Origin of the sequence: Fibrella aestuarina BUZ 2 (assembly GCF_000331105.1) — a bacterium.
GTDB classification, from domain to species: domain Bacteria; phylum Bacteroidota; class Bacteroidia; order Cytophagales; family Spirosomataceae; genus Fibrella; species Fibrella aestuarina.
Window position 1 is genome coordinate 4,965,357 of record NC_020054.1, and the last position, 17,203, is coordinate 4,982,559.

A 17,203-nucleotide genomic window follows, 5' to 3' on the forward strand; every position below is an offset into this window, starting at 1 on the left:
GTTGCCCCTGCTTTATACAGTAGGGGCAACATTTCTTTCTTTCACTATGCGAAAAAGCAATCCCGTTGACATCAAGCAACTCGTCAACGACTATCTGGCCGGAGCTCAACTCGTGCTGCTGGCCCGGCAGAACCGTACAACCTCCAAACGCATAAGGCATTTACTAGTAGAACAGGGTATCATTATCCGCACAAGTTCTGAATCGAACCTGATGCGTACCCGCGTCGATACTAATAAGATCGTGGCTGACTACAAGGCAGGAAAAGGCTATGTCGTCATTGCGAAGGAATACCAGATATCTCAGCAACGCGTCAAGCAAACCTTGATTGATCTGGGTGTAACGCTACGTAGCCAATCTGAGAAAAGCAGACGGTACTCGATCACTGAAGCCGATATAGCTCAGGCCGTGGCTGAGTACGAGGAGGGGGTAACGTTAACCAGCTTGAGTAAAAAGTATAAGGTCTACATAGAGAGTCTCAAACGCCTCCTTATCGAGCGTGGGGTTGTCTTACGAACGATTTCTCAGGCCCAGAGCATTCGTACCGCTGGTCGTCCTTCACAGAAACGGTATACCCTCGACGAAAGCTTTTTGGACGTGATTGATACTGAAGTTAAAGCCTACTGGCTCGGTTTCATGTATGCCGATGGGTACAACGGTGAATACGCCAATAAAGTGGTGTTGAGCCTACAAGCGCGGGATCGGCCTATTTTAGAGCGATTTGCCAGAGAACTGGATACGGATCGCCCTCTATACTTTCGTAAGGTCTCCAGGGGTCAAAGTCAGTTTTCTCTTTCCTTTAGTAATAAGCATTTGTCAAAGCGACTAGCCGAATTAGGTTGCCATCAGGCCAAAACGTTTACCACAACTTTCCCCGACTGGATGCCCGATGTATTACTCCCGCATTTCATTCGGGGTTACATCGACGGGGATGGATGTATTCAGAGCAAGTTTGGAGCCGATAGGAATAGCCGGATTTGTGTTATTCAAGCCCTGGGTAGTACAGCGTTCATAACTCGATTCGCTGACGTGATTCGAGTCAATTGCGAGGTTGGGGGTAGTTTTGTGGACCACCCAAAGTCACCCGGTATTATTCGGTATGATGTGAGTGGTAGGCTACAGGTCTGCCGGGTATTGGCCTGGCTCTATAAAGACGCGACGATCTATCTGAATCGAAAAAAGCGAAGCGCCGAAAAGATTCTGGTACCCTACATGCTACCGGAACGGCCGCTGGGGGAAGCGCGCAAACACTCCAAGTTGACAAATGATCAGGTGTTGTTGATAAAATCTCAAATCGAGTCCAGGGAGCCCTATAAAGTGATTGCCGAGGCGTTCGGCGTTAAGGAAACAGCTATTAAAGATATCGCAATCGGAGCGACGTGGCGACACATAACTGGTTACAGTCAGAAGGCCAATGCAGCCCGTGGTTCTGCAAAAGGCGAACATGCCGGAAGTGCCAAGCTAACCGAAGCCGATGTTCGCGAGATCAAAACGTTAATAGAAGCAGGGCAACTGAACACTGAGATTGCGGCTCGATTCGGAGTGACAAATGCCAACATATCCTATATCCGAAAAGGAAAAGGCTGGACGCATGTGACTGGCTGGAATGAGCAGACTAACGCGGGGATAGGGGTAGCCCGAGGGAGCCAGTACAAACGAGCCGTATTGACAGAGACTCAGGTAGCTGATATAAAGGCAATGATGCGGCAAGGGCTAGGCGACACTAAAATTGCGTCACAATTAGGGCTCAAGCGTACAACCTTATTGGGCATCAGACAGGGAAGAAACTGGAAGCACATCAAATAATGGCCCATAATATCCCTCATCAACAATTAGTCAATCTCAAAAACGCTACTACACGCTATTTGATAGCAGAAACTAAATTGTTTTTAGCCTCTTAGCGGATGGATGCCGGGAGTTTTGCAGGAAGCTCCCGGCATAATGTTTTATCCGTTCCTCGAAACCACATTCAGGTCGAACCCGCCTTCGGGTTATGTAGACCTGCTACCGGGACAGTCACCACCGCCATCACGCCGGTATCGCCTGCGCCTGTTTCGAGAGGCTGATAAGGCGCCGAATGTTCTCCAAGCGACAACGGCTGAATGTTTGCTTGGCAACGATGATACTCGTAATAGTCGCTTTTCAGGCGTAACGCCTTTGCAACTCAGCTTTACGCTGATTGTTGAGCCAGGCTGGTCAGTAGCCTCGATATATCCGGCAACTGACCAAGACGTTCAGGTACAACTTGATGAGGTCACTAGTCCGACTAATATCACGCCAATTTTCCGGGGCTGGTTGTTACCCGCTGGGGCTCAAGAGGGCTACGGGGGCGAGATGCGCCCAGTCACATTTATCGCCGGTTGTGGGCTTACTAACCTAAAGACGCGCCCGGTCGTCACCCAATCGGGGGCGTATCCAACGGGGCCCCAGCAGATCAAACGGCTACTCGAAGACCTGCTGGGGCAAAGTGGCCTGGGCCTGAACCTGACGTCGGTCGTCAATCTGACGCCGATCTCCGACCGTGTCCAGATCAACGGCGCCGACCCACTGACACGGCAATACATCGACGGGGAAACGTTTCGTCCGTCAGGTCAGGAGCCGCCCAGCGCGTTCGAGGTGCTCGACAACCTGTGCACTACCTACAATGCTAACCTGGTTCAATGGGGCGGGCGTTGGTGGCTGGCCAGGGCCAACGAGTTACCGGGTGGCTGGCTGCCGCCGAACGCTGCCAATGGTGCCACGGCCGAGCAGGCTTACGTTCGGTACTACGGCAACCCGGGCGACTTCGAAGCGGCGGTCAAACAACTCCAGTCCTTTACTACTCCCCTAGGCCCAGGGTACCCTCTTCGTGTATTAGAATCGGCAACCACCAGTCCCCGCCGTCCAGAGACACAAATAAGGGTTGATCAGAAGCTGGGCCCGGCCAAATCGATTCTTAACAATGGCGATTTCGCGCTCGAAGGCGTAGCGGGGCCGTCAGGTATGCCCGCTTATTGGGGGCTGACCAACGGGGACACGAACGCCCAGCGACTGGGTACGGGTCGTCCCGATGATCCGTTCCGGGTACGTATCTACGGGACCAATAAAGTCGCCATTCCTATTTACGGCGAAGTGCTGGCGGTGATGACCTCAGCTGAGTGGGCGGCGGGCACCAAAGTGCGGCCGGCTTACCGGCTTAAGGGTAAGTTCCGGCTCAACAACGCGCGCGGCGCCAACATCCAGGTCGTAGCGGCACTGTCTACCGGGCTCTATAAAAAGCCTGGCGGTATTGTGTTTGGCTCGCCGGCGACCTGGTTCCTGCTCAACGAAGACGGGACGTGGCTGCCTGATCCTGCCCGTGAAGAGCGAAACGGCATCGAGCTGGTCAACGTGGACAAGGTCGGCGATCTCGAACAGGCGCGCACGGACTGGGCCGAGATCGATATCCCACTCAACTCGCTTCGTATCCCGCCTGCCCCTGTTTCGTACGCAAACATTCTGCGCTACGAGATCAAGCTGGCCCAGGCCACGCCCCTGGCCGGCGCGCCGTCGACCGATCAGTGGATCGAGTACGCGGATATGCGGCTGGTGCTGGAAGGCGAGAACCAGTACAAGGGTCGGCAGTATACCGTCACCAACCAGGTCATCCCGAATTCGAACCTCAAGCCGCGCGACTACAACACGGTCACGTTGGCCTACGCCGATGCGTCGTTTGCCGCGTTCGGCGCGACCGAGGGCGCCTTTTACATGAAAGGGATCAACGACGAGTTGGTCCTGGCCTACGGCTACGATAAACCAGACGTGCCAAACAGCATCGGTACCGGCGCACCGCTGGCGTGCTGGTGCGCGGAGGAGCGTGGCGCGCAGGTGGGCAAAATCAACCAGCGTTTCGACGGCGAGCTGCTCGGCGACGTACCCTGGGGGCCGCTATCGGTCTTCCGGTTCGTCGACTGGACAACGGCCGCGCGACTGGCGATGACCCGCTTTCGCTGGGACCTGCCCAAGATGCAGTGGGAATTATCGGCGGTCGAAATCCTGCGGACCCAACTGGGTACCGTCAGCGCCGCCTTTCTGCTCGATGACGGTCGGGAAGTCGTTTTCACCCCCGAAACCACGGGTGGCAGCGATACGACCGACGATTACACCCCCGTCGTGCCCAAAAAACCGGCCGTCGTCATCCCCGCCGACGACTGGCGCAGCCGGGAAGTCAAGCCCGTCCCGGTCTACGTCCCCAAGCCCCGCTTCCTCGAAGACGTCATGCCGCTGGAGAATCCAGAGGTGGGCCGCGCGCCCGTTTTCGCCGTCTACGCCGGCATTCCCGGCGTAAGCCAGCGACTCAGCACCGTCGCCGCCATTGCCCGAAAAATCACCGCCATACCCGGATAATCATGCCGCGCTACAAACGCTCCATACAGGTTACTACTCCCCTCCCCGGCGATCGCTATCGGTGGGATGGCTCGGACGTGTGGTACCTCAACGCGCTGTCGGTCGATCCGGACGGGCAACCCGATTTTGCCCCGGGTACCTTCCGGTTTTTCTACGATCGGGAGGGCTACGGGATCGAATACGCCGGCGAGGTAGTCATCACCGATACCGGCGCGGTGCATGTCGGTGCGCCCTTCGAGCGCGATCGGGCGGCCAACGGCGATACCGATGCCACGAAACAGGACCTGCAGGACACCACAACCTACGGAGCCGAAACGAGCCATGTCATCACCGTGGGCGGCTTACAACTCTATGCGCTGCCCGACGCGACCGCCGAGGCCGAACCTGCCTACCTCGACCAACTGCCCGATGGCCGCTTTGAATTACGCCGCCGCGTGCAATCACCCGACTGGCAGATTCTGGGCTATTACGAAGAGGCCCTGATCGAAACAGTGCAGCCTGACTGGGCCGTACAGGGCTATTACGAAGAAGCCGCCCTGGCAACCGATACACCGCTGAACCCGCCGACGCAGCTGATCGCAACCCGCTCCGGTGCGCAGGCGGGCACACTTACCTGGACTGATACGAACACGACCGAAACGGCGTACCGGCTCGAACGGCGCAACGAAGGCGATACGGCCTGGATATTCCTCAACACCGTATCAGCCAACGTAACGACGCTGACGCTGTCAGCGATTCCGTACGGGATCAGGCAGCAGTACCGCGCCCGGGCTGAACGCGTCATCGACGGGGTTGAGACGGTATCCGACTGGTCGGCGATCGCCACGCTGCGCATCGCTCAGTTTTCGTTTGCCTTCGCACTCTACGGGCAGGGCAACGCACCCGACAAGCTGAACGAATTGCCCGCCAACGCCCGGGTGACCGTACCCAAAGGGGGTGCCAACATCGGTTGCACCGTCCGCGCGACGAATAACGCCGTGCCCACCCTGGACGACTACGATTCGATCTCATTCGAAATCCGGTTCGCTTCGGGGCTGACGGGTGGGTTTAGCGAAGCGCAGGGGCAGCCCCAGGGCAATGCGTATTATGCGTTTCCCCGACCGGATGGAGCCGTGCTCCAGTACGGAGCCTGCACAGCCCGGTTCCGGCTGTGGCAGGGTGGGTTCGTTATTGCCGAAACGGAACTGACCTGGACGTTTCTGGCGGCGGGTACGGCTCCCTCGAAACCGACCGGCCTCAACGCCGTAGCCAACACGTCGACGCAGACCCGGCTCGACTGGAGCGATACGGCGGACAACGAAGACCTGTTCGAGATCCAGACGGCCGCCGCCGGCACGACCAACTGGGTCGCGGCGGGGCAGACGGGCCCCAACAGCACGACGATCATGGACCTGGCCGTGACCCCGGCCCCTGGCACTAAGTTCCGGGTACGGGCGGTGAACAGCGTTGGTGCATCCGACTGGTCGAACGAAGCGGTCATTGCCAGTGCCAACACGGCGCCGACGCTGCCGGCAGTTGACAACCGCAGCGCGACCAGTGGCCAGGCGTTTAGCGTCACGTTGCCCGCGGGTAGTGATGCCGACGGTGACCCGTTGAGCTACAGCCTCACACCCATCCCCGCCGGGCTAACCTTCAACGCGGCTACCCGGGTGCTCTCCGGCACGCCAACGGCGGTCGCCACAACGGTGCTGACCTACACGGTTTCCGATGGCCGGGGCGGGGCGACGAGTCGCGGCTGGACGCTGACCGTAGCCAGTGGCAACCGACCACCGACGCTGCCTGCTATTCCGGATCAGGTCTTGTACACCCACTACGACTACGGTCAGGTGCTGGGCTACGGCTTCCAGCTACCGGAAGGTAGTGATCCGGAGGGTGGCCCATTGGCGTACGCCCTGCTCGGCCTGCCGGAGGGGATCAGCTTCTTCCAGAACAGCCCCTACAAGCGCTGGGCCGGCTACATCGCTGCCGGCAAAGAGGGCACTTACACGGTGCGGTATACCGCCACCGACAACGCCAATCAGACCGCCACCTCATCGGCTACCTGGACCGTGCTCCGGTCGCGCATTCGGACCCTGCACGTGGGGCTGGGTTCAGCGACGACGCTCGGCTTCAAAGGCACCAGTGTGCTGATGGATGACGACACGCTGCTGATCGATATCGAGCGCGACGGCGAACGGGTCGAAACCAAGATGTGGACCAACGTCGTCAGCGGTGCCGCGCCCGGCTGGTACAGCTTCGACCTCGCTGCTACGCCGGTGGCCTACGCGCCCGGGCAAACGCTCAAGCTCACCTTCTACAGCGGCCACCGGGCGAAGTACCCCGAAAGCCACGTCTTCCACACCCAGACGATCACCGTCCCCGCTATCAGCAACAACTGGCTGAAGGTGTACGACGAAAACGCCAACTAACATGCCTACTCGCCTACTCCAGGTCGCCAACCGCAACGATAAAAACGCCCGCTTTCCGAAGGGGGTACCGTTCGATTATCCCGTTGACGCCGCGCTTACCCAAGCGCAGGCCGAGGCGGCATTTGCGTCCGATCAGGCGCGCGACTCCAAGCTGGAGAGCCCCCGCCGCGCCGCACGGGCCAATATGTACTGGAAGCTCGTCGCCCCGCCCGCCGCCAAACCGACCCGGTTTCTGGGCCGCAACCCGGCCAGTCCGGGCGTGCTTGGGTCGGTGTCACTTTACTGGGAGGCGGCTGCGGGGCTGACTGGCTGGAAAACGCGACTAGTCGCCATCGGCGCGGGTGCTCAGCCCCTGCCCGACGTGCTGCGTGGCCTAACGGCTCCGTTGGTCTACGATGCAGCGGGCTATACGCGCACCAACCTCATCGACGATACGCTGCGCTGCCACTACGCCTCGCTGCACCTCAACGTACCCAGCCAGACCTACCGCATCGAGTGGTTGGACGCCAGTGGCGTGGTGCAGTATGCCACCGAGCAGATCATTACCGATACGGGCCCCAACATCGCGCTACCCGATAGCGGTACGAGTGGCAACCAGGCCCCGACCGTGGCTTCCCCGGCTTCGGACGTGTCGGCTTACCTGGGCATCGCCTTCTCGACGACGCTGCCGACGAATCAGTTCGTCGATCCGGATGGCTCGATCGCCTCGGTCACGCTGTCGGCGCTGCCGCCGGGCCTGAGCTACAGCCCCAGCAGCCGCACGATCACCGGCACGCCCACGCAGGTCGGCACCTACATCGTCACCGCCACCGGTACCGACAACCAGAACGCCTCGATCACCGACCAGTTCGTGATCACCGTGCTGAGCCAGACGAACACCAACCCAGGGTGGACGCCGGGCACGCCCGATACGCCGATGACCGAAGTGGCCGACTACCTCGGCAATGCCATTGAAAACACCCCCGTACCCGTCAACCCATAGCTATGTCCAACTTACGACTCTATCCGCGTCCGCTCGGGAATTTCTTCGCCTTTCCTGAGCAGAAAGCCGCCAACGTAGTCAACCTGCGTCGGTTTCCGATCGGACCCGAGGGCGACCCGGCCTGGCCCGTGCTGGTCTCGACGGGCCTGCCGTTCCCGGCGGGTGTGGAAGCGCAGAAATACTTCACCAACGCCGGGATCACCCACGGCGAAGGCAACCTGATGGCGGCGCTGAGCCTGCCTGTGCAGCGCCGCTGGTACATGCAATCCGACGCCCAGATCGCCGAGGACGCGATGGCGTTCCGCAATAACTACGCCGTGGGCAGCGCCGAATACAATGCGCTGACCACGTATGGGCAGAACTATAACCGGCAGGTACTCGACGGCTTCTACGAATTGTGGAAAGCGTTGGGTCGCTACAGCTATGCCACCCGTTTCAATGGCGGCGTCGGCATCGGCGCGTCCGATATCGAGGTATTCAGCAACACATCGGCGCAGGCGCAGAGCGAGATCAAACGCGGCTGGACCACCGGCTGGCTGCTGGAGCGTAATGCGCGGGGGCACAGCACGCCCCACCTGACGTACGGCATCGCCACGATCTGCTCGGATTTTGTCAGCTACGAAGCGAACGGATCGGGCAACAACGATTACCCCTTCCGGCGACCCGGCGCGGACTGGCAGGGGGCAAACGGGCTCTTCGACCCCAACGCCAACGAGATGGTGCAGGCCATGCGCGCAGCGGGGCATGTCTCTTACGTTGGCCGTGACAAGTACTGGCGGTCGACCCATGACGATGGTACCGTATTCCAGCTCAATGCCGATGGCTCGATCAAAGCTGACGGTGCGGGGCGGGCGCTGTGGCGTCGGGCGAACTACCCGAACGAAACCGTCACCAACTACGGGGTAACGGCTCGGATTTACACGGAGGAACCTCGCAACTGGATCCGGGAGTGGTACGTCGAAGCCTATAAGGCGATCGCCGACTGGTCATTTATCTGTAATCGAACTGACGCGCAGAAAAACTACGACGGCTCGGATACACCGTCGGCGCAGCGCCCCTACCCACAGGGCACGAGCGACATCAACCCGGCGATGGCCTACATGCGGGGGTGTAGCTGGTTTCGGCCTACCGATACCGAGGCGGGGCTGATGTATAACAACGCCACTGGCCAGATGGAGAATATCGGTGAGCCCGAATCGAATCGGCGGATCGTCAACCCACGATCACACCGGTACGCCGCCGCGATCCGCAGCATTTTCTACCATGCCAACGTGATCTGGGACGACAAAGGCTACGCCGGGTTTACGCCGAGTCGAATCTTCGTGGCCAACGAGGGCGGTGCCCAGGTCACAAAAGCGCCCCTCAAAATGGGCGGCATCGAGACCACGTTGGCCGGCATCTACCAGGTACGGAGCCAAGTCCTGTTTCGGCAGTACTGGGACGCGGGCCAGATCGATTTCATCCTGCCGATGAAGCCGATTGTCAAGGAGAACGGCGTCAGCGGGGAGTACGAATGGGAAAAGCCCATCGTGACCATGTTCAAGAAAACGGGCGGGCTGGAAGTCTGGGCGCTGTGGGTGTGGCCCTGCCAGAACGTAAACGACGCTACCCACGAGCGGGACATGGCGGTGTGGATCGAGTTGCCGAATGGCACGAAATCAGCCAGCTACAAACTTAAATTCAAGGACCGCAACGTGTGCTTCGAAGGCTGGCAGTTACCTGCCGGTTTCGAGTCGGCGCGGGCCCAAGATTTTCGGTTCCAGTTTCAGACCCTGCCGGTCGGTAGTCCGAGCGGTTTCCGCACGATCACGTGGACGGGGCACTATAACGTGGCCTTCACCGGCGCGAACCCGACGCCACCGGCCTACATCAGCGAAGATACGACGACCACGCCGCCGACCGATATCTGCGCGCTCTACACATCCGGGCAGACCCTTGCGCTGTGGTACGGCGAAACCATCAAGGCATGGCGCACAGACGACGGTACGCTGTACGCCGCTGCCGCCGCCGATGGTACCGGGTATAAAAACCGGGCCTGGCTCGTCAGCACGGGGCAGTTCACAACTCAGCAGGCGCAGTGCTTCGCCGACAGCAACCCAAAATCGACGACGCCGCCGCCACCGCCGGGTACCGACCCCTTCGTAAGCTACGCTCAGGCGCTGCGCGCGACGCGCTGGGTCGGGCCACAGATTTTCCTGTACGGCAACTCGATTTCGTCGATCGACCGGCAAATCGTAGAAACAGCCGCCGACAACGGGGCCAACCTGTTTGCGCCCTCGTTTCACTGGACCAACTGCGAACCGACGCCGGGTAATTACGACTGGGGTGCGGTTGACGCGGCCCTGAATCTGGCGTCGACCAAAAACCTCAAGCTGGCGATCCGATTGGTGGTGACCCGGGGCGAACGCAACAACGAGCCCGCCAAGAACTGGGATCAGTTCTTCACCACTGCCGACCGGATGCGCGACGAGCGCGGGTTGGTGAGCCGCTGGAACGGCGAGGTGGCGTTCTCGTACGATTCATCCAGTGCGGTCAACCGCGCGGGCCAGTTTATTACGGCCCTGCTGACTCACATCCGTGACAGCGGTAAGGCGAATCGTATCCTGGCCGTGAGCGTGGTCGGTAACGGCTACTACGAAGGTGAGTACCAGTCAGGGGCCCAGCCCGCGGACGGCGACGCTGTGACCGACCAGCTTTTCGACTATTCGGAATACGCTCGCCAGGCGTTTATCGGCCGCATGACGGCCAAATATGGCACCGTCGCTGCGGCCAACGCGGCCTGGGGAACGTCGTTCGGATCATGGGGGGCCGTGCAGCTGCCGATTGTGCCGCGTGGCGATGGCGGCGATACGCGGGGGCAGTGGGTGCACAACTCGACCTACACCCGCGACTTCTACGTGTCCCGGAGCAAATCGCTCGCTGCCTTCAACCAGACGATGGCCGCGACGATTCGCGCCGTGTCGCCCAACATTCAGGTGTTCAGCGAGAACGGAAGCATGTACGACCGGAACTGCTCGGGTCGTGGGAGCTGGTTGTTGCCCGCCCTCACCGATTTCCTCGACGGCCGGAAGCAGAACTCGACGCCCTTTTATCCACTGGCGCTCATTCAGGCAATCAACCAGATGGGTGGCAAGTGGGGAGCAGACGAGGTATTCTGCTGGAAAGACCAGGGTACGAACACGGATTACACCCTGGAGCAGAACTTAAACCACTACAAGGGCGCGCTCGACGCGGGTGCTTCGATGGTGGTGCTGGCCGGGCCGCAGAAGCCGGGAAGTGGCGAAGATGCGAACCTGGCCGCCCAGACGTTGCAGCGGATCGCGGCGATTTACGCGAACCTGCGCGACACCGGCTACATCTCCGGCAGCCCTCGCTTCGACTACCAGGATACGATGAACCTCACCACGAGCGGGTTGCTGGGCAACTACGGCTGGGAGTGGTGGAACGGTAACAGCTCCCTGCAGAATGACTACAACAAACTAACGGCGAACGGCACCAAGCGGGTGCGGCTCGTGCTGACCAACGATTTATGATCCTGACTTCACGCCCCAATATTCCGCGCGCCGACGTCGATCGATTGTTGGCCGACGACACGACGCCGGTCCGGTTCCGACAGCTGGTCGATTCGCAACCGCTCAATTTAACCGGGCACCTCTACGAAATCGACTGGATGGCGCAGATCAGCTCGACGCGGCTGGCCCAAACCACCAACGCCAACATCAAGCGACCCGATGGCGCCGCCGCCGGGCTGCTCGAATGGGAGCCGCGCGAGCTACGGGCTACGCTGAGTGACAGCAGTTACGCCTACATGCTCTTTCAGGTCGACGGGCAGGGAAAACGTGAGCCGCGGTTGTGGGGCCTCTTCAAGTGGATCACCACGCCGCCGGAGTACGAACAGGGACTGCCGCCGGAGCCGGCCGAGATCATCTTCAACTACGACACGCAGACGGCCCAGTACGAAGCCCTGGACATCTACATGCCGCAGGGTGGGGCCGACTTTACCACGGAAGCCGCCGCGCTGGCCAAGCCGCCTAAATACGGCCTGACGCAGTACATCACCATTGGGGGCCAGCCCGCGCTGAATACGCCGGCCGGCATCATTTACCTACCCGCCAACGCCCTTGTTCCTCGTACCTGATATGAAAAACGCACTCGCCTACATTGCCTTTCTGACGCTGAGCCTGCTGGGTCCTGTCGCTACAGCGCAGGTGCAGGACATCCTGACGACCCGGTACGAAAACGGGCAGCTTCGGGTCATGACCAAAGATAAGGTCTGGCGCGACGCGACCCCGTTGCAACCCATCCTGACGCTGATTACCGACGCGAGTTCAGCTACGGCCTCGCTCAACCAGCGCCTGACCGCGCTGACGACCAGCTACGGCAACTTCACATCGGCGACTAACAACACGTTGGCCCAAAAAGCGAACCTGGCTGGCGGTAACGCCTGGACGGGCGATCAGTCCGTGAACGGCAATATCAGCCAGCCTTTTGAGAACGTAGCTCACAGCATCGGCAACAACCGGGACATCGGCTTTACCAAAAAGATCGGTATCAGCGGCATGCTGACCTATGGCAGCACGACGAACCTCATCATTGGGCAGTCGTCAGGCTCGACGATCGATGCCAGTAACACGTTTACGAATCGGCTCCTGCTGGGTTCGGATGGCAAGCTGACCTTACCCACCGGTGGTATCGATTTTAACGGCAGCCTTAAGGGGGTCACCGCCGACAACACGGCGATTACGCTGCTGAACGACAATATGGGGCTGATCAAAAAGGCGGGCGATCCCAGTGCGGTGCTGGCCGTTAGCAATGATCAGGCGCTACGGTTCGTGCGGCTATCGACCAATACCTTTTCAGGTAACGTTGGTACCGCGACCGCAACCGAGCTACTGCGCATTCAGCCCAGCACCAATTTTATGGGCGTCGGGACCAGCAACCCGTCGGCCCTGCTGCACGTCAACGGGACGTTCCGATCGGAAGGCCTCGCCACGTTTCAGGGGCGACTGGATTTGAACAACCACCTGCGGCAGTACAGCGACAACTCGGTCATTACGCTCAAGGACGACAAGGTCGGGCTGGTCAAAAAGGGAGGACAGGCCGGGGCCTTCGGCGTCAGTAGTGATTCCGATATGCGGTTCGTCCGGCTCAACGCACCGACGCTGAGCGATGGCATCTCGACGACGACGGTCACGGATCTGATGACGATCAATACAGCGGGCAACGTCGGGATCGGCACGACCACCCCGACCGACAAGCTGCACGTCGTCGGCAACGTGTATGCAACCGGCAACGTGAAGGTCAACGGCGAGCTTCAGTTCCCCCAGATGGTGACCGGCAACCGAAAGGTCGTACTCTACGACGGCGGCAGCGACCACCAGTTCTACGGCTTCGGCGTCAACGCCGCTATGCTGCGCTACCAGGTCGACGCGACCTCCTCGAACCACGTCTGGTTTGCGGGGAGTGGCACAACGGCCAGCAATGAATTGATGCGACTGACGGGAACGGGCAAGTTGGGCGTCGGCATCACGGCCCCTAACTATCCGTTTCATCTCGCCGCATCCAACCCGGCGGGCGGCGTGCTGGCCGAATTCAACAACAGTTTCAACGCCTCCGGGCGGCTGGGGGCCAAGTTACAAATTCACCAATCCGGCATTTCGGTTTGGCGCTTTGGTCAGCCTGCCGAAACCGACGCCTTTGTCATCGAGGGCTGGAATGGGGGTACGTTCCCGGAACGCCTACGGATCGACTTAAACGGGTCTGTCGGTATCAATACCTCCGTACCGACGGCCCGCCTGCACCTCAACCACACCACCGGCTACAACCAGCTCCGCCTCGAAAAGAGCTACACCCCTACCAGCACGAGCGATACCAACGGCAACGTCGGCGATATCGCCTGGGACACGGCCTATATCTACGTCAAGACGTCGGCGGGCTGGAAGCGATCCGCGCTGACCACGTTCTAACCTCCTTCCTCTTTTTAATCACTTCGCTATGAAAACGTTTCTGCTGATCGCTTCCCTGCTGCTGACTACGCCCGTGCTGGCGCAGACGATCCCCACCCGGCTAACGAATATGGAAATGCCGGTCAAGTACTACGATACCGATACGGTGTACCGTCGCCTCGAAGCCGAAAATATGTACGTCGAGCAGATCGACTTTACCGGCAAACGGGCCGTACTGGCCCTCGATGTCTATCACTACCTGAAGACGAAGACCGCCGCCGGCACCGACACGACAATCACCTACGAAAAGGCCTTCGCCTACGGGTCCGGGGGCCGGATTCGCTACCGGCTGGAGGTGCGTAACGACCGCTACATGGACGTGGCTACGGGCCGGGCGGCGACCGACTCAACCGCCGAGGCGGACCGGATCAAGGAGTTCGATTTCTTCCGGCTTCTGATGCAGCCCCAGGCCGAGGGAGGGCTGAGTATGGGATTGGAGCAACTGATTATGTCGCGTTTACTGCTCTACGTTAGCGAAGGCGCGTTCGACACCAACGAATACCGCTACCGCTAATGAAAAACGCACTCGTTTTATCCGGTGGCGGCTTCAAAGGGGCCTTTCAGGTCGGCGCGTTGGCGCGGCTCGCCACGGCCGGCATCCAATGGGATTACGTCACCGGCATCAGTACCGGCGCCCTGCAGGGCCTGCTCGTTGCCATGGACGCCCAACCCGAACTGGAGGCGTTGTGGCAGCGCGTGGCCACCGATGGCCCGGGCGTGATCTATACGTCCGATCTGCTGCCGAGCGTTGGCGGCGTACCCCGTTTCTCGCTCGACGTGTTGTGGCAGGAGCTGGCCCCGCGCCTGACGCCGAAAACGATCTGGCAGCTCCTGTCGGCCAAAGGTCGGGCGAAGCTGCTGGGCGATATCGAGACGCGGGCTAACAACATCGAAGCGCTGGCCGACAACACGCCGCTGCTAACGCTGCTCGATGAGCTGCTTCAGCGCCATGCCCTGACGATTCCGTTTCAGTGCGGAGCCGTGTCGCTGCACGACGGTACGTACTACTGCCGGTCGCGGGCCGACTTCGCCTCAGCGTTCGACTTCGCCCGGTTCGTGAAAGCCTCGGCGTCGATGCCCCTAGTTTGGCCCTCGACGGATACCTACACGACGACGGGCAAGCTCTACGACCTGGTCGACGGGGGCCTGCGCAACATTACTCCGCTGTCAGATGCCATTGCCTACATCAATGCGCAGGACGACTCGGAGGCCTGGCGCATCTGGGTCGTAACCTGTGATAACAACCAGCTGGGTAAGGAAGAGCCCGACCGGTGGTCCTTGTTGCATACCGCGACGCGCAGCCTCGACATCCTGATGACCGAGGTGTTCAGTAACGACCTCGACCAGTTCCTGACCATCAACCGGCTGGTTGATCAGGCCGAACGGGGCGGCGTGACACTTCGTCACGCCACCGGAAGGCCCTACCGGCACTTCGAGCACGTGCTGATCGAACCCGGCTATAGCCTGGGCAACACGCTCGACGCCTCACCGGCGCTGCTGACCTACCGCCACCAGTGCGGTGTCGAAGCGGCCACCATCGCCCTAACCACGATCTGACATGGAACAAACCCCGCCCAAACGCTTCCGCATGCCCAGCGCCTGGATCGGTGCCATCGAAGTGGTCAACGCCGTGCTGCTGACGCTGACGGGCTATACCATTGGCCAACATGAATCCTGGCTGGCCATCGGTGTCGCCCTGCTATATGCGGCCGGAAAGAATATTGTCGAACGTGCCGAACCCCTATGATCCCTATGAATTATACGTTTTCGCGACAGAGCTACCTCGTCATCATGGTAGCGGTCGGCGTCTTTGACCGAATGCTCGCGTCCCTGAGCCAGACGGTCGAAACCAATGCGTACAGTCTGCTGGCGGCGGGCGTCGGCGCGCTGATCATCCGCTTTGCCTGGCCGCGCATGCCGGTGCGGCAGAGCGTCGGCGGCTGGCTGGTGGGGGTGCTGCTGGCTTGCCTATTCGGCAACGACGCGTACCGTAGTCACCTGTTCGGAGCTGCCCGCAGCGTCGAGGCCACCTGGGGCATTATCGCGCTAATCGGCGACGTGCTGATTCAGATCGCGGGCTGGGTGATTCGGCTGGCACAGCCCATTGGCCGCCGGTCGGTGGAATACACCGAGCAGCACCCGGGCGAGGCCTTCGACGAGGGGCTGAAGCGCATCGAGCAGGTCACCTCGTTCTGGACCCGCATTAAAACCCCGTTACTGGATCTTTTCAAAACCATTTTTCACTAAACGCCATGATTCATTCCGTTGATCACCCGCTTATCATCTTCGGGCAGGCCGTGGGCGCCGTGGCCCTGGTCCGCCTCTATTTCATTCTGCGCACCGCGCCGTTTCCCCTGCCTCAGCTAACGCTGGGTGCGGCTGTCGCGATGGTGACCAATCTGGTAGCGCGCAGCACGAATGCCGACTGGTTCTACATCACCGACATCGCGCAATACTGGTCGCTGAGCGCCGTTTTCATCGCCTCTATATATAAGGTGCTGCACCGGCAGAAAACGACGCCCGCCGAAACGACGGAGCCCGACTTCTTCGACCGCTACTCGATGCGTATTACGTGGGGGGTGGGTATGGCCATTGCGGCCCTGCTGCTCTATAACTACGTCAAGGCCTACGCCGATCAGCGGGTACGTCAGCAGCAAATCACCCAGGCCGCCGTCGAGGCGTCGACCCGAGCCCGCCAGCAGTACGCCGCCGAGGTGCGCCGCCGCGACCAGCACGACCAGTCGTTCCGGGATAGCCTGCTGCGGCAGGTCGATTCCATGGCGCAGGTCGGCCAGACCCTATTGCAGAATCAGGGCCAGATTCTAAAGACCCAGCAACGGGTCGAAGCCAAGACGCAACAGAATACCGTGCTAACGCGCCGGGCTCTGCAAACCGCCAAACCGGTGCCCACCCCGGAGAAAGTTCAACCCGTTCCTTCCCATGAAAAGCCTAAAGACTCCCGCTCGATCTGGCAGAAAATATTCGGTAAGCGTGCTGCTGCTGATTCTGCTCACGTCTACCTGCTACGCGCAGACCCCGGTTTCCAGTCAGGTGCCGAGGCGGCCGACCTTACCGTTCTACATTAGCCCGGCTCCGGTGCAGCTCAGCCTGGTGCTCGATACGCTTCAGAAGTACGAAACGCTGTACCGCAACGAGCGCGCGATTTCGGCCACGCTCAAGCGCGTGGTCGGCATCGATACCGGGCGGCTGCTCCGGAAAGACTCCCTGCAGGCCCGCACCGATACAGTTTGCACCGCGACGGAGCGGCAACTCGCTTCGGAAACGAAACGGGCCGATGCCGCCGAGCAGGTCGCCGCCGAAAAGGACAAAGAACTCCAAAAGCTCCAGCCTAAAACCTGGCTGGGTCGGCAGCTGGGCTACGCCAAAACCGGCTTAGCCGTGCTGGGCGTCATTGCCCTGATCAACTGGGCGGCGCACTAATCAT

At 60.3% G+C, this 17,203-nt stretch carries 13 protein-coding genes; all 13 read left to right on the forward strand.

The genetic code is table 11. The features are described 5' to 3' along the window. The first annotated feature begins 46 nt into the window (after positions 1-46). The 13 genes from FAES_RS29220 to FAES_RS20560 all read left to right on the forward strand — a co-directional run bounded on the left by FAES_RS29220 (position 47) and on the right by FAES_RS20560 (position 17,199). Positions 47-1,804 carry a helix-turn-helix domain-containing protein gene (locus FAES_RS29220; protein ID WP_015333109.1) on the forward strand — a complete coding sequence of 586 codons (1,758 nt, stop codon included), beginning with the start codon at positions 47-49 and terminating at the stop codon, positions 1,802-1,804. 528 nt (positions 1,805-2,332) lie between these two features. Next, the gene (locus FAES_RS20505; protein WP_015333110.1) at positions 2,333-4,363 is read left to right on the forward strand and encodes a hypothetical protein; all 2,031 of its coding nucleotides are present in this window, start codon (positions 2,333-2,335) and stop codon (positions 4,361-4,363) included. 2 nt (positions 4,364-4,365) lie between these two features. Then, a complete protein-coding gene (locus FAES_RS20510) occupies positions 4,366-6,771 on the forward strand; it encodes a putative Ig domain-containing protein (RefSeq protein WP_015333111.1) in 2,406 nt (801 codons plus the stop codon). A 1-nt stretch (position 6,772) separates the two neighbouring features. Further along, complete coding sequence (locus FAES_RS20515) at positions 6,773-7,753, forward strand: putative Ig domain-containing protein (protein WP_015333112.1); 981 nt, start codon at positions 6,773-6,775, stop codon at positions 7,751-7,753. A gap of 2 nt (positions 7,754-7,755) precedes the next feature. Next, a complete protein-coding gene (locus FAES_RS20520) occupies positions 7,756-11,286 on the forward strand; it encodes a beta-galactosidase (protein WP_015333113.1) in 3,531 nt (1,176 codons plus the stop codon). Next, complete coding sequence (locus FAES_RS20525) at positions 11,283-11,891, forward strand: hypothetical protein (protein ID WP_015333114.1); 609 nt, start codon at positions 11,283-11,285, stop codon at positions 11,889-11,891. Before FAES_RS20520 ends, FAES_RS20525 begins: the two co-directional genes overlap by 4 nt. Position 11,892: 1 nt before the next feature. Continuing rightward, positions 11,893-13,719 (forward strand): hypothetical protein, encoded by a 1,827-nt coding sequence (locus tag FAES_RS20530; RefSeq protein WP_015333115.1) that lies wholly within the window; start codon positions 11,893-11,895, stop codon positions 13,717-13,719. Positions 13,720-13,747: 28 nt separating this feature from the next. Further along, positions 13,748-14,272: a hypothetical protein gene (locus FAES_RS20535; RefSeq protein ID WP_015333116.1), complete on the forward strand. Its 525-nt coding sequence runs from the start codon at positions 13,748-13,750 to the stop codon at positions 14,270-14,272. Further along, positions 14,272-15,315, forward strand: coding sequence for a patatin-like phospholipase family protein (locus FAES_RS20540; RefSeq protein ID WP_015333117.1), 1,044 nt, complete (start codon positions 14,272-14,274; stop codon positions 15,313-15,315). The genes FAES_RS20535 and FAES_RS20540 overlap by 1 nt, the downstream gene beginning before the upstream one ends. A 1-nt stretch (position 15,316) precedes the next feature. Further along, a complete protein-coding gene (locus FAES_RS20545; protein ID WP_015333118.1) occupies positions 15,317-15,505 on the forward strand; it encodes a hypothetical protein in 189 nt (62 codons plus the stop codon). A gap of 5 nt (positions 15,506-15,510) precedes the next feature. Continuing rightward, positions 15,511-16,005 (forward strand): hypothetical protein, encoded by a 495-nt coding sequence (locus tag FAES_RS20550; protein ID WP_041258233.1) that lies wholly within the window; start codon positions 15,511-15,513, stop codon positions 16,003-16,005. 5 nt (positions 16,006-16,010) lie between these two features. Beyond that, positions 16,011-16,844 (forward strand): hypothetical protein, encoded by an 834-nt coding sequence (locus FAES_RS20555; protein WP_015333120.1) that lies wholly within the window; start codon positions 16,011-16,013, stop codon positions 16,842-16,844. A gap of 10 nt (positions 16,845-16,854) precedes the next feature. After that, on the forward strand, positions 16,855-17,199 hold the full coding sequence (locus tag FAES_RS20560) for a hypothetical protein (protein ID WP_041258234.1): 345 nt from the start codon (positions 16,855-16,857) through the stop codon (positions 17,197-17,199). Positions 17,200-17,203: the final 4 nt, after the last annotated feature.